Below are 22,647 nucleotides of genomic sequence, written 5' to 3'. Positions count from 1 at the left end.
CAAAAGATCAAGGAGGCAGATTAATTCTGTCTCCTTTATTTAGGATGATTGAAAGGAGAAGGACATGGAACGGTCTATAAATATGAAAATCATTATTGGAACAAAAAATCCAGCAAAGATAGAGGCTGTTAAGCAAATATTTACAAACAACCATTATGAATTTGAAGCCATAAACGTAGCATCAGGTGTTAGTGAACAACCCTTTTCAGATGAAGAAACAATAAAGGGGGCTATTAACCGGGCTAAGCAAGCATTAATTTTAGGAAAGGGCCAAATTGGAATTGGACTTGAAGGTGGAGTGGAAGATACAGTCTTTGGACTGTTCTTATGTAATTGGGGGGCTCTCGTCTCCGAAAATGAGCAACCTTTAATCGCTGGAGGAGCAAGAATATTACTTCCTGAAGAGGTCGCAGATCGATTAAGAAAAGGAGAAGAACTTGGTCCAGTTATGGACGATTTTACAAAAAAGAAAAATATCCGAAAGAATGAAGGAGCAATAGGGATCTTTACAAATGGAATCATTCCAAGGGCTGACATGTTTTCCCATGTAACAAAGCTCTTATTTGGGCAGTATCAATATCGTGAAAATATCACAAAATAAAAAATATATATAAATATTTTAAAAAATCGTAAAAAAATTGTCATACATAATTTAGTCATTGCTAGAAATAAGGGGTTATGATTTAAACGGATAATATCGTCTAGCAGGGAGGATAAAAAATGACAAGACTCTTCAAGGGAGCCTTGCTTTTAATGGCAACTGTTTTATTACTAAGCGCATGTTCAGGTAATGCAAAGGAAGAACAAAAAGCTACAAATGATAAGGTAGTGAAAATGTTCAACAGTACTCCAAAAAAGGCAAATAACAAAAATAAAGATATCCGTTTTTATCTACCTTTTGGGTTTGAAATTAAAGAGAAATCAGCTAATAATATTTTGCTGAAAAATGGGTCGAAAAAATATATCCTTTTTTATAATCCAAACGAAACTACAGTCAGCAAAGTCGTCTATAATGCAACAATAGGCATTAATGAAAAATTTGAATATAAGAAAACATATAAAAAAGATGATCAATTTGGGTTTTTGTTAATTAGAAAGCTAGACAAAAATCTTCAGGAAGTTACGGTTGGAATTGGTGGGGTCAAAATCACCACAGAAACAAAAACAAAAAGCATGAAATCAGATGCCGAAACGATGATGCAAATCGTGAAATCTGTAAAAATAGTTGAGAAGACCAACAAGAAATAGAATCGAACCTAAGCCAAAATAGGCTGCCACAGTTCTTGCACTGTGGTATTTTTTTCTTGATCATTTCATGTGTTGCATAAAAGTGGACTGGATAAGCAACTTCCTGCTATGCTATGGATAATTAAATAAGGTAAAATATTAGGTAATGTGGGAAACATATTTTTGAGGTGAAATGAAATGGAAAAATTAGAATCATATGAGCAATATACTGAACTGCGGGATAATGGAAAGCATATCTTTTTATTTTCTGCTGATTGGTGTCCAGATTGTCGTGTAATTGAACCAGTATTACCAGACATTGAAGCAAAATTCTCGGATTATACATTTGTCTATACAGATCGTGACCAATTTATTGATTTATGTGTTGAATTGGACATTTTTGGAATCCCAAGTTTTATTGCGTTTGAAGATGGGCGTGAGCTAGGACGTTTTGTTAGTAAGGATCGCAAAACCCAAGAGGAAATTGAAAATTTTATCGCTGGACTAAAATAATTCCTTTCTTCTTCCCTCCATCCGTTTTTAAGTGGAGGGATTTTGTTTGATTACTCCGAATGATTGAGGGGCTTTAAATGGATACGAAAAAAATGAAAACAGAATTGGAAAAACGACTAAAGCATCCAAGTCGCAGTTTTATTTTTGACCGGGAAAAGGACCAGCTTAGAATCGAAAACATTCGTACAGGGAAGGGGATAACTGTTTCACTTCCTGGAATTATCGCTAAATGGCACGAGCAAAAAGATCAGGCAATTGATGAGGTCGTTTACTTCGTTGAAGAAGGCCTTCAGGCGATGAAAGAAGATCAGGTGCACCTAACTGGGAATGAGAGCAAAATCTATCCAGTAATCCGTTCTACGTCATTTCCAGCCCATTCAACGGATAATGTCCTGTTTATTTTTGACGAGCATACAGCCGAAACCCGAATTTACTATGCTTTGGATTTAGGGAATTCCTATCGTCTAATTGATGAAAACTTGTTAAAGAGCGAGGGCTGGACGCTTGAGCGGATACGGGAAACAGCCTTATTTAACGTTAGAGCATTACCCATAAATATGAAAGAGGATTTAGTCGCTGGAAATAAATATTACTTCGTCAGATCAAATGACGGTTACGATGCCAGTAGAATTTTGAATCAAGCCTTTTTGAAAGAGATGGAAGAGAAAATTTCCGGGACAATGGTATTGGCAGTACCACATCAGGACGTTCTGATAATTGCCGATGTTCAAAATGATACTGGGTATGATATATTGGCCCAAATGGCGATGAGCTTTTTTTCTAGCGGTCGCGTTCCGATAACGGCATTGTCGTTTCTATATGAAAACAGTGAGCTTGAGCCCATTTTTATTTTAGGGAAGAATAGAAAAAAAGAAAAATAAGGATCACCTCGGTGATCCTGTTTTTTTTTAGAAAATAGTGGCTAATCCAAGGTTATTTTCATAAATCGGTGATTTTATCTCCTATTTTTCAGATTAACTGTTAAAATAATGATGGTAAAAGAATGCAGAAAGAGTTGATCAGCAATGGATTGGTTCAAAAAAATATTCCGAGTATTTAAAGATAATTCAGATGTAGCTGAGGATTTATATGAATATAAACGAGATCTACCGAAAAATGTAACAAAGAAAAATGATGGTTCAAAAGCAGTGAATGCCAAGATTACATACCAATACCCAAGAGGTGCTTTCAGGTTTCCAGCCATTCCTGATGTAGAGGTTCCACAGCGAGCACCAAGGCAAAATAGAAAAGTTGTTGACTCACAAGTTTTACAAGAAAATAAGAAAGTAGAACAACCTGGACCACAACAGCACGGACATAAGCCACAAAGGCACAGGCAAAAGGAGGTTGTCACGTTAAAAAAAGAGCAAGAAAGTATCCAACCTTTAAATAATGTTAAACCCAAAAAGGAAATAAGACGTCACGGTCCGTTTCGACCCACCGAAATACCTTCACCGATTTATGGTTATGGAAGACCAAGGAATTTGCAGGTGATTGAACATGAATTAACTGGATTTTTACACGAAGAAGTAATTAGCCAGTTAATTGAGACTTCACATCAAGAAGAGACAAACCGGAAAATAGAAACTACACATGAAGAAATGATGAATAAATTTCCAGAGCTTGAACACGAAGAGGAAGCAACTAACAAATTACCAGAGCTTGCACATGAAGAGGAAGCAACTAACAAATTACCAGAGCTTGCACATGAAGAGGAAGCAACTAACAAATTACCAGAGCTTGCACATGAAGAGGAAGCAACTAACAAATTACCAGAGCTTGCACATGAAGAGGAAGCAACTAACAAATTACCAGAGCTTGCACATGAAGAGGAAGCAACTAACAAATTACCAGACCTATCACATGAAAAAGAAGCTCTACACAAATTAACTGACCTTTCACATGCTGACATTTCAAATGAAGATACTGAAGTTCTGCCGGAACTAGAGCTAGTTACTTATGAAGAAATCGCTGTCAGTCAAGAACAATTTCATGAAGAATTGTATGTACCTGGACAATTAGAAATGGAAGCGAGTTATGACATAAAAAAAGCGGATGTGGGCGAACACCAGAACGAACAGATTGAGGTTGAAGAAAATAACATAACAGCCAACCAAACAAGAAGATCCACTATTCCTTTTAATGTCCTTATGCTCAAGCAGGACCGTCAAAAACTGGTTCAGCAAAAACATCATTTTTCTGAAAAACAAGAAAAAATTGCAGTGGAAATTGAACCGGTGATACAGCCGACAGACTTACAAAAAGCAGAACCATTTCCACCAGATAACCCTATAATTCATGAAAAACCAGTAATTCAACCAGAAACACTGGCACTTAACCATGAAATAGATCTTGAAAGCTATCAATTTCCTGAAGAGAATTTGCTCTTGCCGCCGGTTATACAAGAAGCAAACGAAGAATGGCTCCAAGAACAAGAAGACCTATTAAATCGAACATTATCTGATTTTAATGTTGGGGCAAAGGTTGTAAATGTTACCCAGGGTCCTTCTGTAACAAGGTTTGAAGTTCAGCCAGATCCGGGTGTTAAAGTTAATAAAATCACCAATTTACAAGACGATATTAAGTTGAGCTTGGCAGCCAAGGACATCCGGATTGAGGCACCAATTCCGGGGAAACACACGATTGGGATAGAAGTACCAAACCATTCAAGTCGTCCTGTATTAATTAGTGAAATTCTCAATAGTTCTCCATTTCGGGAAAATCCGTCGCCATTAACTGCAGCGCTTGGACTAGATATTTCTGGTAATCCTGTTGTCACTGATTTGAGAAAAATGCCACATGGTTTAATTGCTGGTGCAACTGGTTCAGGGAAAAGCGTCTGTATCAACACAATTCTAACAAGCCTTTTATATAAAGCGAATCCGAACGAGGTAAAATTGTTGTTAATCGATCCTAAGATGGTAGAATTAGCACCATATAATCATATTCCACACCTTGTAAGTCCAGTGATAACCGATGTGAAAGCAGCGACAGCGGCACTTAAATGGGCAGTAGATGAAATGGAACGTCGGTATGAGTTATTTGCTCATACGGGCGCTAGAGAAATCTCAAGGTATAATGAAATGGCTGAAGGAGCAAAGCAGTATGCCCAAAAGCTACCTTACATTCTAATTGTCATTGATGAGTTAGCTGATTTAATGATGGTAGCTCCGGCTGATGTAGAAGAAGCGGTATGCCGGATTGCCCAGAAGGCACGGGCTTGTGGAATCCATTTAATTATTGCCACACAGCGACCGTCAGTTGATGTAATAACTGGATTAATTAAAGCAAATATCCCAACACGAATTGCCTTTTCCGTATCATCTCAGATAGATTCTAGAACGATTATTGACATGAGCGGTGCTGAAAAGTTGCTTGGCCGTGGTGATATGCTTTTCCTTGAAAACGGAACATCAAAACCTGTTCGTCTCCAAGGAACTTATATTTCAGATATTGAGATTGATAAAGTAGTGGATCACGTTCGTAGTCAGAGCGAGCCTGAGTACTTATTTGAGCAGACAGAATTACTCAAAAAGGCTCAAGTGAATGAAGAGGAAGATGAACTTTTTTATGAAGCCTGTGAGTTTATAATCGAGCAAGGCGGAGCGTCTACTTCAAGCTTGCAGCGCAGGTTTAAAATTGGTTATAATCGGGCAGCAAGATTGATTGATTTGATGGAGAAAAATGACTTTATTTCTGAAGCAAGAGGGAGTAAACCAAGAGATGTTCTAATTACGGAGGAAGAACTTGACTCCATTAATAGTAGTAGTACAATAAACTAATGAAATCATTTTTTGTTGTATTAAACAATGCTATAATGATTTAATATGATAACGCTGTGACGTAATATAATGAGCAAAATGGAAACATTCTCATATAATGTGTTACAGATAGACGTTTGTTGGAGGTTCTTTAGATGACTATTTACCATTTCGTAGGTATTAAGGGGTCCGGAATGAGTGCTCTTGCACAAGTTCTTCATGATACGAAATTTCAAGTCCAAGGCTCCGATGTCGAAAAGCGCTTTTTTACTCAACAGGCCCTAGAGCAATCTGGAATTAAGATTCTTCCTTTTCAAAAGGAGAACATTCAGCCGGGAATGACGGTCATTGCAGGGAATGCTTTTCCAGATACTCATGAGGAAATTCAAGAAGCTTTGCATTTGGGTCTTCCTATTGTAAGATATCACCGCTTTTTAGGTGATTTTATGCAAAACTTTACGAGTATTGCAATTACAGGCGCACACGGGAAAACATCAACAACGGGTCTACTAGCCCACGTAATTGAAGGGGCGAAACCAACCTCCTATTTAATTGGAGATGGGACAGGAAAAGGCGATCGGGATGCCGAATATTTTGTATTTGAAGCATGTGAATATAGAAGACATTTCTTATCATATTTTCCTGATTATGCAATCATGACCAATATCGACTTCGATCACCCTGATTATTTTGCCAATATCGAGGATGTTTTTTCTGCTTTCCAAGAGATGGCGTGGCAAGTAAAGAAGGGGATTTTTGCATGTGGTGATGATAGGCATTTACAAAAGATTCAAGCAAAAGTTCCTGTTCTTTTTTATGGTTTCGGAGATGACAACGATTTTCAGGCAAGAAACATCGAGAAGTCTACTACAGGAACTACATTTGAAGTGTACGTTCGTAATACCTTCTATGATACATTTACCATCCCAGCATTTGGTGATCACAATGTGCTCAATACCTTAGCCGTTATTGCTCTTTGTCATTATGAAGGAATTAACATTAACATTATTAAAGAGCAATTAAAGACTTTTAGTGGTGTTAAAAGAAGATTTTCTGAGAAACAAATTGGTTCACAAATTATTATTGATGATTATGCACATCATCCAACAGAAATTAAAGCAACAATTGATGCTGCAAATCAGAAGTATCCTGATCGTGAAATTATTGCAGTGTTCCAACCACACACTTTTTCAAGAACACAAACATTTTTAGAAGATTTTGCTAAAAGCTTGAATTTAGCTGATAAGGTATATCTATGTGATATTTTTGGTTCAGCTCGTGAAAACCATGGGAAGCTATCGATTGAGGACTTACAAGCGAAAATTCCAGGCGCTGTCCTATTGGATGAAAAAGATACTACCCTATTAAAACAGCATGAAAATGGTGTAATTATTTTTATGGGTGCTGGTGATATTCAAAAATATCAAGTTGCATATGAAAAAGAATTAGCTTGATTGGAAAAAGGATGCAGGTAACGCCCTGCATCCTTTTTCTATAATTTTTAATCTTATTTTAAGTTCTCAGGGTTCAATGATTCAAGTTCAGGTATCACAAACCGGCCATCTTTTCGGATTAAGACATCATCAAAATAAATCTCACCACCACCATAATCAGGTCGTTGGATATTAACCATATCCCAATGGATGTCTGAATGGTTACCGTTATAGGCTTCGTCATAGCATTGTCCTGGGGTAAAGTGAAAGCTACCATCAATTTTTTCATCAAATAGAATATCCTGCATTGGCTGACGAATATACGGATTCACTCCAATAGCGAATTCACCAACAAATCTTGCGCCTTCGTCAGTATCAAATATCTTATTGATTCGGTCCGTATCATTCGATTCGGCTTTAATGATTTTTCCATTCTCAAACGTTAGCTTTACATTCTCGAAGGTAAAACCTTGATAGGGTGATGGGGTGTTATAGCTTACTACACCATTCACAGAATCTCGGACAGGAGCAGTAAAAACTTCTCCATCAGGAATATTCAATTGCCCAGCGCATTTTATGGCTGGAATATCTTTTATAGAAAAGGTTAAATCAGTTCCAGGTCCAGTAAGCCTAACTTTATCAGTTTTATTCATGATCTCAACTAAATGATCCATCGCATGGTCCATTTTCCCATAGTCAAGATTGCACACATTAAAATAGAAGTCCTCAAATGCTTCCGTGCTCATTTTTGCTAACTGTGCCATTGAAGAAGTTGGAAAACGAAGGACGACCCATTTGGTTTTTGGAACTCTAATGTCTCTATGTACTTTTTTACCAATGGTTTTACCATGAATTTTCATTTTATCGTCTGGAACATCAGCGTGTTCATTGATATTGTCTCCAGAACGTAGTCCGATGTAGGCATCCATATGGCTCATAACGTTAGCTTCAAAGTCAGCCATTAAATCAAATTGTTGTTCATTGGCACCCAATAATAGGGAACGGTCAACCTGTTGATCCTTTAATAGGACATAAGGATTTCCTCCTGCAGCATATGCTTCCTTAACTAATGCTGTAACAAGTTCCCGTTGTAAACCGAAGTTTTCAATTAATACCTTTTCACCCTTTTGAAGCCGTACGGAATAATTGATTAAATTTTTAGCTAGCTTTTCAATTCGTGGATCTTTCATATTAAAATCCCTCCGATGTCGTTTGGTATTATTCATTTTTCTAACTATCTAAATTATTGTAACCTAAATTAATTTATTTGTTGAATATGAACCATTTTGTATGTAATAAAATAGAAATATCCTATTAGAAATAGAGGATTTTTGCACAATTATATTGAAATATTGTATAAAAGGTTTATTCCCGACATAGTCGGTAAAACATAGTTGTAGAAACAACGGAGGTGCAGAATTGATCATTATTCTTTATTTAAGTGCAGCTTTAATTGCCATTTCCTTTCTTATTTTAGTGATTTACTTGTCCAAGACGTTTAAATCAGTGCAATTAACGCTTGATAGTGTGTCAAAAACTTTAAATGGTCTAGAAAAACAGCTAGATGGTGTGATGAGTGAAACAACAGAATTGTTAAAAAAGACCAATGCTTTGGCTGATGATATTAACAAAAAAGCGGAGAACTTGAATAGTGTTGTATATGCGGTAAAGGATGTTGGGACCTCTATTAAAAAATTCAATCATACTATTCAAACTGTTACGGACACTGTCGACCGTAGTGTCGAGGAAAATCAGGAGAAAATTTCGCAAATTGTCCAATGGAGCAATGTATTGATAGAATTAAAGGACAAATGGAAAAATAGAAAGCTACAAAAACAAATGGAAATTAAACCTAGTGGAACAAGGCAACGACAAAGAAATCAATAATTACTTTTTTGGGGGGATTAAGGTGATAAATAATAATGATAAGCTAATGCCATTGAATGAAAATAACGAAAGAACAGGAACAAAAGACTTTTTGCTAGGAGCAATGGTTGGGGGCGTTATAGGGGCTTCTGCAGCTTTGTGGCTTTCACCGAAATCGAGGACAGCCTTGCGGGAAACACTTAATAATCAAACCACCATATTAAAAGAGAAGGCTGATACATTGCAAGAAAAGGTAACAGACCTTGCCCAATACACAAAAGAAAAAACCAATACCTTAACAAAATCACTTAGCCAACAGTCATCGGAAGCATTGGCAAAAATGAAGTGCAAGAGTTCTGACACGGAAAGTGATCCAGTACAAAGAATGCTTGAAGAAACGAAAAAAGCGTTCGATGAAACAGAACAGAAGCTAAATCGTTAAATTTGCCATACGATTCTGAAAGTGATAAGATTACAGAAATTAAGCGAGATAGCCCTATAAAATAAGGGTTAATCGCTTTTTTCGATGGAAATCCATCAGCTAAGATACAATTCGGGAGGTATTAGAATTGCAAAAAATTGAATCTGTAGAACAATTCGAACAATTAATTGAATCAGGGGATACTTTTACGCTGTTAAAGCATAGTTTGACTTGTCCAATTAGCCAAGCTGCCTACGAGGAGTATGAAAAGTTCACCGAGGAAAATCCAGACGAAAAGAGTTATTATTTAACCGTTCAAGATTCTCGACCATTATCTACTTATATTGCTGAAAAATATCAAGTAAAACATGAATCACCTCAAGCCTTTTTATTCCATAATAAGGTTGTAGCATGGCATGCGTCACATTGGAAAATTACTTATAATACACTAGAAAAAGTTACCGAAGAAATAAAGTAAAAACATCCAGATTGTTGGATGTTTTTTTGTAAAGAAATTGTTCCTTTGATACACGCATTTTTTGGTTTTGTCATTAAAACTATAAGCACATATACCTAAGTTGAACATATTATGCTTTAACACTTAAAAGCGTTTAATTGCTAAAGAAATTTGGTGACAATAAAACATTTATCATATATAATTATTCTAATTATAAAAAGTATTTAAATATTTCCTTAAAACGCAGGCTGTGTTAAAGCTCAATGTTGATTTTTTGCACAATGTTGATTGAAGTGGAAGGCGCGAAGACTCCTGCGGGAGCAGCGGGACAGGTGAGACCCCGCAGGCGCTTTAGCGCCGAGGAGGCTCACCGCCCGCCCCGCGGAAAGCAAGCGCCTGTAGCGGATATCAACATTCTAGTTTAACAGAGCCAAAACTTAAGCTGCAGGTACTTTAAAACTGTAATACAATCTGGAGGGCTGAAAATGAAAAATCAAGGACTTGATCAATTACGAAACCGCGTTGATGAATTAAATTTGCAATTGCTTTCTTTAATTAACGAAAGAGCTGAACTAGTGCAAGAGATCGGGCGAGTTAAGGAAACACAAGGTGTGAATCGGTATGATCCAGTTCGTGAACGGAAAATGCTTGATTTAATAAAAGAACACAATGATGGACCATTTGAAAATTCGACGGTTGAGCATATGTTTAAACAAATATTTAAAGCAGGTTTAGAATTACAGCAAGACGACCATCGTAAGGCTCTCTTGGTTTCACGTAAGAAAAAACCAGAAAATACGATTGTAGATGTAAAGGGCGTAAAGATTGGCGATGGGACTCCTCATTTTGTCTTCGGTCCATGTTCAGTTGAATCGTATGAGCAAGTTGCAGCTGTTGCAGCTGCTGTTAAAGCGAACGGATTTAAATTATTACGTGGTGGGGCATACAAGCCTAGAACCTCTCCATACGACTTCCAAGGTCTTGGCTTAGAAGGTTTAAAAATATTAAAACGTGTTGCTGACGATTTCGATTTAGCTGTTATCAGTGAAATTGTTAATCCCGCAGATATCGAAACAGCATTAGATTACATTGATGTGATTCAAATTGGTGCCCGTAATATGCAAAACTTTGAACTTTTAAAAGCTGCAGGTTCTGTGAAAAAACCTGTTTTATTAAAACGTGGTCTTGCTGCAACAATTGAAGAGTTCATTAATGCGGCTGAATACATTATGTCACAAGGAAATGATCAAATTATCCTTTGTGAAAGAGGAATTCGTACTTACGAACGTGCGACAAGAAATACTTTAGATATTTCTGCCGTTCCAATTTTAAAACAAGAAACACATTTACCTGTTATGGTCGATGTAACCCACTCAACTGGTAGAAAAGATTTGCTATTACCATGTGCAAAAGCTGCATTAGCAATTGGGGCAGATGGTGTTATGGCTGAGGTTCACCCAGATCCAGCAGTAGCATTATCAGATTCTGCACAACAAATGGATTTAAAAGAATTTGATAGCTTTCTTAAAGGGTTAAAAGATACTCCGTTTGTTCGATTGTAAATTTTATTTTTACTAAAGATGTGACTATAAAAACCTTCTGCAAATGCAGGAGGTTTTTTAGTGTAGATTAACAAAAAAAGGACATTCATCTACTTTTTTCGACAAACTCCGATCATTTTTATATAATTTATAGTAAAATACACAGCTTGTCATTGCGGCAATGGACTCTGTATCGTATGATTAAATACATAATTAGGGACAAGTTTAGTATCTCACAAACTAAAGTAAAAGGTTTAGTCTAGCTAATCTTGCTGTAAACTAAAAAATAAGACGATAAGTGGGTATAAATAAAGGAGTGGATGTCGTGAATATTACGATTTATGATGTTGCTAGAGAAGCCAATGTATCAATGGCAACGGTTTCGCGGGTTGTTAACGGAAACCCTAATGTGAAACCAGCAACAAGAAAAAAGGTTGTTGAGGTAATTGAAAGATTGGGGTACCGTCCTAATGCTGTGGCAAGGGGCTTAGCCAGCAAAAAAACTACCACAGTGGGCGTGATTATTCCCGATATAGCTAGTACTTTTTTTGCTGATTTAGCAAGAGGTATAGAAGATATTGCAACAATGTATAAATACAATATCATTTTAAGTAATTCTGACCAAAATAAGGATAAAGAATTTCACTTATTAAATACAATGCTAGGCAAACAGGTTGATGGAATTGTGTTTATGAGTGGAAATGTAACCCCTGAGCATGTCGTGGAATTTGAAAAGTCTCCTGTTCCGATTGTTCTAGCAGGTTCAATTGAGGAAACTGAAAAAATCCCATCTGTTAATATTGACTATGAACAAGCAGCCTACGATGTTACCAAATTCTTTATCGATAAGGGACACAAACACATCGCATTTGTGATTGGGCCTTTACATGAACCAATCAACAGAATAAAAAAATTATCAGGCTACAAACGTGCGTTAGCAGATGCTGGAATCGAGTATCTTGAGGGCCTTGTAATCGAAGGTGACGATACTTACGATTCAGGAATAGAAGCTTTGGAAAAATTAATGGAAGTGCCAGATAGACCAACCGCTATTTTTGTGGGATCTGATGAAATGGCTCTAGGCGTTGTACATGGTGCTGAAGATAAAGGATTTACTATCCCAAATGATTTTGAAGTGGTAAGTTCTGATAACACTCGGTTAACATTAATGGTTCGTCCACAGCTTACAACAGTTGTTCAGCCTCTATATGATATTGGGGCAGTAGCGATGAGATTACTGACAAAGTTAATGAATAAGGAAAAAACGACTAATCATACCGTTGTTCTTCCACATAGAATTGAAGAGCGAAATTCTACAAGATAACAAAAAGAGGGAGCACCTTTAAAAGGTGCTTCCTCTTTCTTATGGCTGTTTTCGTAAACTTTGTTGCTATTTATTAAAAGAGAAGTGAGGTTGATTTCCTCTCCAGGATGCTCGCTTTCCGCGGGGCGGGCGGTGAGCCTCCTCGGCGCTTAGGCACCTGTGGGGTCTCACCTGTCCCGCTGCTCCCGCAGGAGTCTCGCACCTTCCGCTCCAATCAACTTTCTTTTAAGGGGTTCCCTTTCTACAAAACCTATTTTTAAAAACCATCTTTTAGAAAAGAGCCTTTCTTATACCTGTTGCTCAGGTCAAGGTGTTTCCACTTTTCGGTTTTGTGCTCGAATTGGGTACAGGGCTTTTTCCACAGTTTGGGCATTTTTTTCAGTAATTTCAGCTCTACGTGGAATAGGTGGGTATAAATCTATCGGATCATCCCACTCTCGTGGAAGTTGAAATGGAGATTCCGATTGCCATGTATCAAGCCAGTCAGTCGGTAAATTCCCGAAACAATTTGAGTTTTCAGTCATTTCTAACCAAATTAGCGCCCAAGCACGAGGGACAACTCTCCAAATATCATAACCACCACCACCCACTGCAATCCATCTACCATCACAATACTGATGAGCAATCCTATGAGCTAGTTTTGGAATTTCTCGATAGGTTTTCATCGTGGAAGACAAATGGGTTAATGGATCGCAAAAATGAGAATCGGCACCATTTTGCGTTAAGATCACATCGGGTTTGAAATACTCAGCAATTTCCTTAAACGCTAAAGTATAAGCATCTAACCACGATTCATCCTCAGTAAAAGCATCTAGGGGGATATTAAACTTAAAACCATATCCTTCACCTTGACCACGCTCATTAATATTTCCTGTACCAGGAAATAAGTAACGACCTGTCTCATGAATAGAAAGAGTACATACATTGGGGTCATCGTAAAATGACCATTGCACCCCATCGCCGTGGTGTGCGTCTGTGTCCACATATAGCACCTTTGCGTTGTATTTCTCCTGGATATATTTTATCGCTACGGCACAATCATTATAGATACAAAAACCAGATGCCTTACCGCGGAAACCGTGATGAAGGCCTCCACCGAGGTTAAGGGCATGTTTTGCCTGACCTGTCATGACATAATCGACAGCAGTTAAAGTGCCCCCAACTAAAAAAGCACTTGCCTCATGCATATTGGGGAAAATAGGTGTATCTTCCGTCCCAATTCCATAGTTTTCAGCCATACTTTCTGAAAGTTTTTCGATACCGGCTAATTTTACTGCATTTACATAGTTTGGGTCGTGGATGAGGAGTAGCTCCTCATCTGATGCCATTCGTGGAGGAACCATATCCTTTTCGTTAATTGCCCCAAGTTTTTCAATTAAATCGAGTGTGACTTTTAGTCTAATTTGATTAAAAGGATGGTGACTATTAAATTTATATTTCAATAGATCTTGTGAAAATACAAACACTGAATCGGTCATGATGAAATCCCCGGTAAATTTGGCCATAGAACAGTATGGCCGGCCTTTTTTAAATCCTCAATGATATTCATTGGATCAATAGTTTCAAGTCTAATAACCAAAATTTTATAGTTAGCATCCTTTTTATCTGGATAAACAAGTACACTTTGAATACTCGCATGACGTTTCTTAATGGTAGCTGTAACATCGCTTAGTACACCCGTCATATTTAGTACTTTGACCTCAATCACTGAACCAGGCTGATGTGCACCAGTCAGTTCAACAAGTGTTCGAAGAAGGTCGGTTTCAGTAATGATACCGGCAATTTTTTTTTCTTTGACAATGGGTAAACAGCTAATATGGTGTTCATAGAATACGGCAGCGATTTCCTCAACGAAATCAAGGGGATGACCGATAATGATATCGGTTCTCATTATAGTATGCAATTGTTTTTCAAGGACGTCGCGATGCTCCTCAGAATAAAAAATGGAAGGAGTTGCATCGCGAATATCACGGTCAGTAACTAATCCTACTACATTTTGGGCTTCATTTATGATGGGGATATGGCGGATTTTTTTCTGATCCATTAAATGGACGGCGTCGCCAATTGTGTTTAGGGTCGACAATGTTAAAACATTTGTTTGCATAATTTCTTCAACGATCATTTTTTTAAGCCTCCTTTTAAAATGAATTAATACATAAATCGATTCATAAATCTTAACTTATCAAACTTCTGGATTGATTCTGTTCCAATTCTTTTTCCAATTTTAGCCATTAAACAGTTAGCTGGGTGGGAGCTAATTTCTGGATCATCGGTCGCATACCACTCGAGACCTCCGGCGTTCATCATTTTCTCCATTACTTTCCGATACTCCCAAACATTTAATCCAGTTCTTCTTAGATCCCAATGCCAGTAATATTCGGTGGTAATAATGATATAGTCTTCCATTGCATCATCCATCATCGAAACGATTAGAAGATTTTTTCCTACGGCAAAACTGCGAAATTGCGGAATGACTTCAATGGCACCGAGTTCAATTAAATCGTCCATTTTTCCTTCAGACCAACGTTCAAGTGGGTCAGGATAGAGAAAAGTAGCATACCCAACAATTGTTTGGTCATGTCGGGCGATGATAATTCTTCCTTCAGGTAATTGGGCTATTTCTATTAGTGCCTTATGTTGCTGTGGTCCAGGGCGAAATGCAACTAAGTCTTGGTGAAATTCATATTCTGCTAGTTTCTCCGGTGAAACGGGGCCTTCAACTACGACAATTCCTTCTGAAGTGTTTAACTCTTTGGCATAATATGTCTTCTTATATTCCATTTGGTCACCACCTAAAATATACAAAACCATTTTCTCCCTCTATTATACATAAAACAAACGCGAATAAAGCGCTTTCAGCGAATATTTTGTCAAAAAAAATAAATTTTCAAAAAAATCAAAAAAATACTTTAAATTTTCATAAAATTGTGAAAAAATAGTAATCATGTTAGTAACAATCCTAAAAGGAAAAAAAGGGAGGAATACGATTGATGAAGTTGGAAGCGCTATCAGCCAAAAAGGGGAATTTTAACCTCGAAAATTATGATGAAATGTACAAGCAGTTTGATTGGAAAGATACCGAAAAGGAATTTAGTTGGTCTGAAACAGGCCTTGTTAACATGGCATATGAAGCGATTGATCGCCATGCAACATCATTCCGCAAAAATAAGGTTGCATTATATTATCGCGATGGTTCACGTCAAGAAAAATATACCTTCAAAGAAATGAAGGATTTATCGAATAAAGCAGGAAATGTTCTAAAAACATATGGCGAAGTTGTAAAGGGAGATCGTGTTTTCATTTTTATGCCACGTTCGCCTGAACTTTATTTTACAGTACTTGGTGCGATCAAATTAGGTGCGATTGTAGGCCCTCTTTTTGAAGCCTTTATGGAAGGGGCAGTTCGTGACCGCTTGGAAGACAGTGAAGCTAAGGTATTAGTAACAACACCTGAACTATTAAAGCGGGTACCAGTAAGTGAACTTCCTTCATTAAAACATATTTTCTTAATCGGAGATAATATTGAAGAAACAGATTCTCTTCTTGATTTTAACAAAAAATTCGCAGAAGCTAGCAGAAAGCTAGACATCGAGTGGGTTGAGCGTACAGACGGTCTTATTCTTCATTATACATCTGGTTCAACTGGAAAACCAAAGGGTGTTCTTCACGTTCATAATGCGATGATTCAACACTATCAAACAGCTAAATGGGTACTAGATTTACAAGAAGAGGATGTTTATTGGTGCACAGCTGATCCAGGTTGGGTAACAGGTACTTCCTATGGAATATTTGGACCATGGTTAGTCGGTGCATCAAATGTTATCATCGGTGGTCGATTCAGTCCAGATGCATGGTATGGCATGATTGAAGAATATGGTGTTACTGTATGGTATAGTGCTCCAACAGCATTTAGAATGCTAATGGGTGCTGGGGATGAGGTTATCAATAAATTTGATTTGAGCAGTCTTCGTCATATTCTCAGTGTTGGGGAGCCGTTAAATCCTGAGGTTGTTAGATGGGGTGCGAAGGTATTCAATTTACGAATTCATGATACATGGTGGATGACGGAAACAGGTTCACAGCTTATTTGTAACTATCCTTGCATGGAACTTAAACCAGGTTCAATGGGAAAACCAATCCCAGGAGTACAAGCTGCCATCGTTGATGACCAAGGAATTGAACTTCCACCGTACCGAATGGGTAACCTGGCGATCAAACGGGGTTGGCCTTCCATGATGCAAACAGTTTGGGGAAATCCAGAAAAATACGAATCATATTTCATGCCTGGAGACTGGTATGTTTCAGGAGACTCTGCTTTCATGGATGAAGATGGATACTTCTGGTTCCAAGGTCGCGTCGATGACGTTATTATGACTGCTGGTGAGCGTGTAGGTCCGTTTGAAGTTGAAAGTAAGTTAATAGAGCATCCAGCAGTAGCCGAAGCAGGGGTAATCGGAAAACCAGACCCTATTAGAGGTGAGATCATTAAAGCGTTTATTGCCCTAAGGGAAGGGTTTGAAGAAAGTGATGAATTGATTGAAGAGATTCGTCAATTTGTCAAGCTAGGTTTGGCAGCACATGCAGCACCTCGCGAGATTGAGTTCCGTGATAAACTTCCGAAGACTCGTAGTGGAAAAATCATGCGTCGAGTTTTGAAAGCATGGGAACTAGATTTGCCAACTGGTGATCTTTCAACAATGGAAGATTAATAGAAAAATGATAGTTTGATAATGAAAAAGCTGCCTCTAGCGAATAGGGGCAGCTTTTTGTTAATTTGTAGTATTTTGGTCGGGGGTGCCTGGAACGGTCCCTCCGATTTGGACTATATTGGATGGGGCAGATTCCTTTCCAGCAATGTCGACTGCAGTTACATAATAAGAGCCGTCTCCACTTGAAAAGGCTAGACTATTACCTGACCTAATACTACTAACCTTTGCCGCGTGGCTACCAGTTAGTCTGTATACTCTATATCCAACGATATCTCGATCAGAATGTGCTGCCCAAGAAAGGGTTGCTCCTGATAGAGATATACTCAATGGTCCAGGTGTTTTTCCATCTTCCAATATTTTAGCTTGCGGAATTAACACATTTGCCCATCGATCCTTCTTAGGGATTAATTGGCTAGCAGCACCTTTCGAGGTACCAAGGATTTTTGCAACATAATCGGGATTTAAAATTACCCCTCTTTGCGAAAATTCATCAGGTGTAGAATCTAATGCCAAATACTTGCTATTTCCTATTTGCACATATTTACCCTCAATAAGACTGTCATCCACCTTTGTTGGGGCAAACTTCGCATTAAAAAGGTCTGATTCTACTAAACCAGCCCGAGAACATGCTTCGGATGGAAGCAGTCCTGATACTGCGCAGTAAGAACGCTGGACAATTCCCTCTGGCATTTGGAAAGACTCCGCTGGATCAATAAGGTCTGGATTAATATCATAAGCGGCGTTAATTAAGTCAGCCCACAAATAGATGTTTCGTAAACTATAATTTAAGCCACCAGTATTTAAAGATTTAGGTGTATCGTATCCTGTCCAAATTCCAAATGAGACATTTGGGTTCGTCGCCACAAACCAAGCATCCCAGTATTGATTTCCAGTACCCGTTTTTCCCGCCCAATCGGACTGGAATTTCAGACGTCCATTTACGGAGGCGGCTGTCCCTTTCTTGACGACATCACGCATCATATCTAGCGTTAAATAAGCCGTCTGAGGACTGAACACGTCTGTTTGTTTAATTTCATGCTGATAAATGACTTTTCCATCACGATCAGTGATTTTATCAATCATATAACCATCGATAAATTCCCCATTATTCGCAAATGTCCCAAAAGCATTGGTGTTTTCTTCTACAGTAACCCCGTTTTTAAGAGAACCGATCGCAGTTGATAAATTTGTATAATCCTGCTCTAACAAGGAAGTAAAACCCATTTTCTCTAAATACTTTGCCGGCCTTTGGGCAATAATATCTTTGTAAAGTTTCACGGCTGGGACGTTGTATGATTTTGTTAACGCATATCGTGCAGATACTAAGCCGCTATATCTTAGGTCATAGTTTTGTGGCCAAGGATTTTTATTCGTTGGGTCAAGATGTAAAGCCACATCTGGTAGGATCGTCCCAGGAGAAGCGACACCAAGTTCAAAGGCTGGGCCATAAACGAGCAATGGTTTCATGGTTGATCCGTTTTGCCTAACAGCACTGGTTGCATGGTTTAATTGCTCCTGTTCATAATTGCGTCCGCCAACAAAGCTGATAATTTTTCCTGTCTTATTTTCAATTAAGATTGCTCCAACCTCAACCGGTTCCTTTACTGTAATCTTTTCACCAGTTTCAGGGTCAGTTTTCTCTTGTGGCTGATCTGGTCCATAATATTTGGAACTATCTTTTACCTGTTGCATTGCATCATAAATATCTTTATTGATGGTTGAATAAATCTTGTAGCCATTTTGTCGAATATTACGATCTGCTAACTCATGATATTCTTCCAATAATGCATTATCTTTTTTTAGATCCTGTTCTTCATAGCCGTCCTGTTTTGCGAGAATGGTTGCAAGAATATCTACAGAACGTTTCTCTATTTCTACGGTTACCCAAGGATATTTTTCCTGGGGGTTTTCTTTTGATGGGATAAAATCTTTCGTAATATCATAAACGAGTGCGTCGTTATATTGCTGCTCATTGATATATCCACCGTCATACATTCTTTTTAAAACGGTTTTCATTCTACCAATACCTGGTGCTAAATTTTTCTTGATCTGTTTATCTCTTGTATAGGGTGTATATCCGAAAGGACTCTGGGGAAGACCAGCAATGAAAGCTGCCTGAGGCAAACTTAACTGACTTGCGTCAACACCAAAAATTCCTTTAGCAGCTGATTGTACTCCCGCTATATTTCTTCCTGAGGAATTTCGACCGAACGTGGAAACATTAAGGTAAGCTTCGAGAATTTCCTTTTTATCAAAGAATTTTTCTAAACGTAATGCTAAAAGGATTTCTTTTGCTTTTCTATCAAATGAAACTTCGTTTGTTAAAAGCTGGTTTTTAATAAGTTGCTGGGTCAGGGTACTTCCCCCTGTTTTGACAGAGGAGTTGGTTACCTCTTGGAACAATGCCCGGAAAATAGCCTTAGGAACGACTCCGTTATGCTTATAAAAGTATTCATCTTCCGTTGCCACAACAGCATCCTGTAAATATTTTGATACATGATCAAGCGTTACTTCCTCGCGGTCAATATCTGAGCGAAGTTTTCCTAAATAAACGTCATTAGCAAAATATAATTCTGATGTTTCCTCATAATTATAAATTTGTGTTTTCATACTAGCATAGGAACGAATAGGTTCGTCCTTTACAAGTGAAGCGAAGTAGCCACCACCTATTCCTAAGGCAAATGTACCTCCAATAATGGAAATAATAAAAAGTATTAAAACTAGATTCCAAACAACTTGATAGGTGATTCTAGCTCTTTTTACTATCTGTTTATTTGTCAAAAGGTTTAAGCCTGACCTCAGTTTCTTTTTCCAATTTTGATTCACATTCATGAATATATCAAACCCCCTAAAATCACATCAATTATAGCATAATGGAACCAGGAAAATGACATGGTTCGTCATTTTTCAGTAATTTGCATTGGTAAATTGACAACTAGGGTTCTTATATGGTAAAAATGCTTTATAAAATTAATATTTTGCTTTGATGGGAAACCAGTAGTGCTTCTATCACTGTTTCAGAAAACCGGCGGTCGCTGTGAGTCGGTACAAATAGAAGAATGAATTACCTCCCTGAGCATTCGTTGTGAACGATTAATAAGTAGCAGCGAACGGATGAACCGTTATTTTTTTAAGTGGAGGACCGAGTTTCTGGTTCTTAATTTGGGTGGTACCGCGCTTTTTTAGCGTCCCTGCATATTGCAGGGGCGTTTTTTATTTTTCTGGAGGAGGAAATATTATGAATGAATTATTAAAGGATCTCGCATGGCGAGGGATTATCTATCAGCAAACAGATGAAGTTGGGATTCTTGATACATTAAACAAGGAGAGTATTTCTTTGTATTGTGGAGTTGACCCGACAGCTGACAGTATGCATATTGGACATTTATTGCCATTTTTAACTTTGCGTCGATTTCAATTGTCCGGTCACCGTCCAATTGTGCTAGTCGGTGGTGCTACTGGATTAATAGGGGATCCGAGCGGTAAGAAGGAAGAACGCAAATTACAAACACTTGAAACAGTACAGTACAATGTAAGTTGTCTTCAAAAGCAGCTTGAAAGGATTTTTGATTTTGAAGGCTCTAACGGCGCGATCATGGTCAATAACTATGATTGGGCTGGGTCAATGGATATTGTTACTTTTTTACGCGACTTTGGGAAGCATGTTGGCATTAATTATATGTTAGCAAAAGATACGATTGCGACCCGTTTGGATACTGGAATCTCCTTTACTGAGTTTACGTATACAATTTTGCAGGCAATGGACTTTTTCCATCTATATGAGAACCACGAATGTCGTATGCAAATTGGTGGAAGCGATCAATGGGGTAATATTACGACTGGCTTAGAATTGATACGTAAAATGCAGCCGGAAGGTGCAAAAGCGTACGGTCTGACTATTCCGCTTGTGACAAAAGCAGATGGGACTAAGTTTGGAAAAACAGAAAGCGGTGCTATCTGGCTAGATCCTGAAAAAACGTCGCCTTATGAGTTTTATCAATTCTGGATTAATACAGCTGATGCAGATGTCGTAAAATATTTAAAATTCTTCACCTTCCTTCCTCAAGCTGAAATTGAAGAACTAGCAAAGGCAGTGATGGATGAACCACATCTTCGCAAGGCACAAAAGACTTTGGCTGAAGAAATGACTCGAATGATTCACGGTCAAGAGTCATTAGACCAAGCAATTAAAATTTCGGCTGCCTTATTTAGTGGTGATGTTAAAAATCTAACCGCAGTTGAAATCAAACAAGGCTTTAAAGATGTCCCTTCCTATACTGCAACGGGTGAAGAGATTGCCCTAGTTGATTTGCTAGTCGATGCGAAGATATCTCCGTCAAAGCGTCAAGCGCGTGAGGATATTACAAACGGGGCCGTTACTATTAACGGGGAGCGGATTACGGATACAGCTTATGTTTTAACGATAAGCAATCGGATTGAAGAACAATTTACGATTATCCGCCGCGGCAAGAAGAAATACACATTAATAAAGTATTCATGATTTATAAACATAAAAGAACCTTCCGAAATTCGGAAGGTTCTTTTCATAAAGATTAACGTGAGTAGAACTCAACGATAAGAGCTTCGTTAATTTCAGCAGGTAGTTCAGAACGCTCTGGTAAGCGAGTGAAAGTACCTTCTAATTTTTCAGCATCGAAAGTTAAGAAATCAGGAACGAAATTACTTACTTCGACAGCTTCTTTAACGATATCAAGGTTGCGAGACTTTTCGCGAAGGCCAATTACTTGACCAGCAGCTACGCGGAAAGATGGAATGTCAACGCGAGATCCATTAACTAAAATATGACCGTGGTTAACAAGCTGACGAGCTTGACGGCGCGTACGAGCTAAACCTAAACGGTAAACAACATTGTCTAAGCGAGCTTCAAGAAGAATCATGAAGTTTTCACCATGTTTACCAGGCATTTTGCCGGCTTTGTCAAATAAGTTACGGAATTGACGTTCTGTCACACCATACATATGACGAAGTTTTTGTTTTTCTTGTAATTGCAATCCGTATTCGGAAAGCTTTTTACGTTGGTTTGGACCATGTGGTCCTGGAGCGTAAGGACGCTTTTCAATTTCTTTACCTGTTCCGCTTAGAGAAATTCCAAGACGACGGGATAATTTCCAGCTTGGGCCAGTATAACGAGCCATGAATGACTCCTCCTCGTGTGTTTTTATTTTGGTAAAATAAAAACGCTAATGAAGCAACAATGATGCTCATTTTGTTTTCATGTATCTTCGCCCTCGCAGCAGAGGGTTACGCAATACCCCATCATTTTGGTTGTAATATCAACCGATGGAACAAAATGAATACAAAAAAGTGTTCATATAGGCTGCGATATTTTACACAAAGAATAGTATATAATTATTTATATTGGAAAGTCAAGGGG

At 38.1% G+C, this 22,647-nt stretch carries 19 protein-coding genes and 1 other annotated feature; of the genes, 13 read left to right on the top strand and 6 right to left on the bottom strand.

Annotation, left to right across the window (positions count from 1 at the left end; all coding sequences use genetic code 11):
• Window positions 1–82: 82 nt before the first annotated feature.
• The 6 genes from B1NLA3E_RS18120 to murC all read left to right on the top strand — a co-directional run bounded on the left by B1NLA3E_RS18120 (window position 83) and on the right by murC (window position 6,955).
• Window positions 83–601, top strand: coding sequence for a DUF84 family protein (locus B1NLA3E_RS18120; protein WP_015595288.1), 519 nt, complete (start codon window positions 83–85; stop codon window positions 599–601).
• A 119-nt stretch (window positions 602–720) separates the two neighbouring features.
• Window positions 721–1,248 carry a hypothetical protein gene (locus B1NLA3E_RS18115; protein WP_015595287.1) on the top strand — a complete coding sequence of 176 codons (528 nt, stop codon included), beginning with the start codon at window positions 721–723 and terminating at the stop codon, window positions 1,246–1,248.
• A gap of 177 nt (window positions 1,249–1,425) precedes the next feature.
• A complete protein-coding gene (locus tag B1NLA3E_RS18110) occupies window positions 1,426–1,740 on the top strand; it encodes a thioredoxin family protein (RefSeq protein ID WP_015595286.1) in 315 nt (104 codons plus the stop codon).
• 77 nt (window positions 1,741–1,817) lie between these two features.
• On the top strand, window positions 1,818–2,621 hold the full coding sequence (locus tag B1NLA3E_RS18105) for a DUF1444 domain-containing protein (protein WP_015595285.1): 804 nt from the start codon (window positions 1,818–1,820) through the stop codon (window positions 2,619–2,621).
• A gap of 144 nt (window positions 2,622–2,765) precedes the next feature.
• Window positions 2,766–5,522, top strand: a complete 2,757-nt coding sequence (locus B1NLA3E_RS18100) for a DNA translocase FtsK (protein WP_015595284.1) — start codon at window positions 2,766–2,768, stop codon at window positions 5,520–5,522.
• A gap of 134 nt (window positions 5,523–5,656) precedes the next feature.
• The gene (gene murC / locus B1NLA3E_RS18095) at window positions 5,657–6,955 is read left to right on the top strand and encodes a UDP-N-acetylmuramate--L-alanine ligase (RefSeq protein ID WP_015595283.1); all 1,299 of its coding nucleotides are present in this window, start codon (window positions 5,657–5,659) and stop codon (window positions 6,953–6,955) included.
• A 53-nt stretch (window positions 6,956–7,008) separates the two neighbouring features.
• Here murC and B1NLA3E_RS18090 read toward each other — a convergent pair whose 3' ends face one another.
• The gene (locus B1NLA3E_RS18090) at window positions 7,009–8,124 is read right to left on the bottom strand and encodes an aminopeptidase (protein ID WP_015595282.1); all 1,116 of its coding nucleotides are present in this window, start codon (window positions 8,122–8,124) and stop codon (window positions 7,009–7,011) included.
• A 229-nt stretch (window positions 8,125–8,353) separates the two neighbouring features.
• Between B1NLA3E_RS18090 and B1NLA3E_RS18085 the strand changes: the two genes are divergently transcribed.
• The 5 genes from B1NLA3E_RS18085 to ccpA all read left to right on the top strand — a co-directional run bounded on the left by B1NLA3E_RS18085 (window position 8,354) and on the right by ccpA (window position 12,543).
• The gene (locus B1NLA3E_RS18085; RefSeq protein WP_015595281.1) at window positions 8,354–8,821 is read left to right on the top strand and encodes a DUF948 domain-containing protein; all 468 of its coding nucleotides are present in this window, start codon (window positions 8,354–8,356) and stop codon (window positions 8,819–8,821) included.
• A 22-nt stretch (window positions 8,822–8,843) separates the two neighbouring features.
• The gene (locus B1NLA3E_RS18080; RefSeq protein ID WP_051120170.1) at window positions 8,844–9,242 is read left to right on the top strand and encodes a YtxH domain-containing protein; all 399 of its coding nucleotides are present in this window, start codon (window positions 8,844–8,846) and stop codon (window positions 9,240–9,242) included.
• Window positions 9,243–9,369: 127 nt separating this feature from the next.
• On the top strand, window positions 9,370–9,699 hold the full coding sequence (gene ytxJ / locus B1NLA3E_RS18075) for a bacillithiol system redox-active protein YtxJ (RefSeq protein WP_015595279.1): 330 nt from the start codon (window positions 9,370–9,372) through the stop codon (window positions 9,697–9,699).
• Between the two features lie 464 nt (window positions 9,700–10,163).
• Entirely contained in the window at window positions 10,164–11,240 is a 1,077-nt protein-coding gene (locus B1NLA3E_RS18070) for a bifunctional 3-deoxy-7-phosphoheptulonate synthase/chorismate mutase (protein ID WP_015595278.1), read from the top strand.
• Window positions 11,241–11,544: 304 nt separating this feature from the next.
• On the top strand, window positions 11,545–12,543 hold the full coding sequence (gene ccpA, locus B1NLA3E_RS18065) for a catabolite control protein A (RefSeq protein ID WP_015595277.1): 999 nt from the start codon (window positions 11,545–11,547) through the stop codon (window positions 12,541–12,543).
• A gap of 305 nt (window positions 12,544–12,848) precedes the next feature.
• On the opposite strand, the gene B1NLA3E_RS18060 is transcribed toward ccpA, so the two are convergent.
• From B1NLA3E_RS18060 to B1NLA3E_RS18050, 3 genes are read right to left on the bottom strand one after another with little or no spacing between them, the layout of a single operon-like run.
• On the bottom strand, window positions 12,849–14,021 hold the full coding sequence (locus B1NLA3E_RS18060; protein WP_015595276.1) for an acetoin utilization protein AcuC: 1,173 nt from the start codon (window positions 14,019–14,021) through the stop codon (window positions 12,849–12,851).
• Window positions 14,018–14,665, bottom strand: a complete 648-nt coding sequence (locus tag B1NLA3E_RS18055; RefSeq protein WP_015595275.1) for an acetoin utilization AcuB family protein — start codon at window positions 14,663–14,665, stop codon at window positions 14,018–14,020. Before B1NLA3E_RS18055 ends, B1NLA3E_RS18060 begins: the two co-directional genes overlap by 4 nt.
• A gap of 26 nt (window positions 14,666–14,691) precedes the next feature.
• Window positions 14,692–15,324 carry a GNAT family N-acetyltransferase gene (locus tag B1NLA3E_RS18050; RefSeq protein WP_015595274.1) on the bottom strand — a complete coding sequence of 211 codons (633 nt, stop codon included), beginning with the start codon at window positions 15,322–15,324 and terminating at the stop codon, window positions 14,692–14,694.
• Between the two features lie 209 nt (window positions 15,325–15,533).
• On the opposite strand from B1NLA3E_RS18050, the gene acsA reads away from it, so the two are divergent.
• Complete coding sequence (gene acsA / locus B1NLA3E_RS18045) at window positions 15,534–17,252, top strand: acetate--CoA ligase (protein ID WP_015595273.1); 1,719 nt, start codon at window positions 15,534–15,536, stop codon at window positions 17,250–17,252.
• Between the two features lie 60 nt (window positions 17,253–17,312).
• Here acsA and B1NLA3E_RS18040 read toward each other — a convergent pair whose 3' ends face one another.
• A complete protein-coding gene (locus B1NLA3E_RS18040) occupies window positions 17,313–20,084 on the bottom strand; it encodes a transglycosylase domain-containing protein (RefSeq protein WP_015595272.1) in 2,772 nt (923 codons plus the stop codon).
• Window positions 20,085–20,226: 142 nt separating this feature from the next.
• Window positions 20,227–20,448: a binding site (T-box leader), on the top strand.
• A 42-nt stretch (window positions 20,449–20,490) separates the two neighbouring features.
• On the opposite strand from B1NLA3E_RS18040, the gene tyrS reads away from it, so the two are divergent.
• The gene (gene tyrS, locus B1NLA3E_RS18035) at window positions 20,491–21,753 is read left to right on the top strand and encodes a tyrosine--tRNA ligase (protein WP_015595271.1); all 1,263 of its coding nucleotides are present in this window, start codon (window positions 20,491–20,493) and stop codon (window positions 21,751–21,753) included.
• A gap of 52 nt (window positions 21,754–21,805) precedes the next feature.
• Here the strand turns inward: tyrS and rpsD are convergent, their stop codons facing one another.
• Window positions 21,806–22,408 (bottom strand): 30S ribosomal protein S4, encoded by a 603-nt coding sequence (gene rpsD, locus B1NLA3E_RS18030; protein ID WP_015595270.1) that lies wholly within the window; start codon window positions 22,406–22,408, stop codon window positions 21,806–21,808.
• Window positions 22,409–22,647 lie beyond the last annotated feature (239 nt).

This window comes from Bacillus sp. 1NLA3E (assembly GCF_000242895.2).
Classification (GTDB): Bacteria; Bacillota; Bacilli; order Bacillales; family Cytobacillaceae; genus Bacillus_BU.
This window is presented reverse-complemented; position numbering and strand designations above follow the sequence as displayed.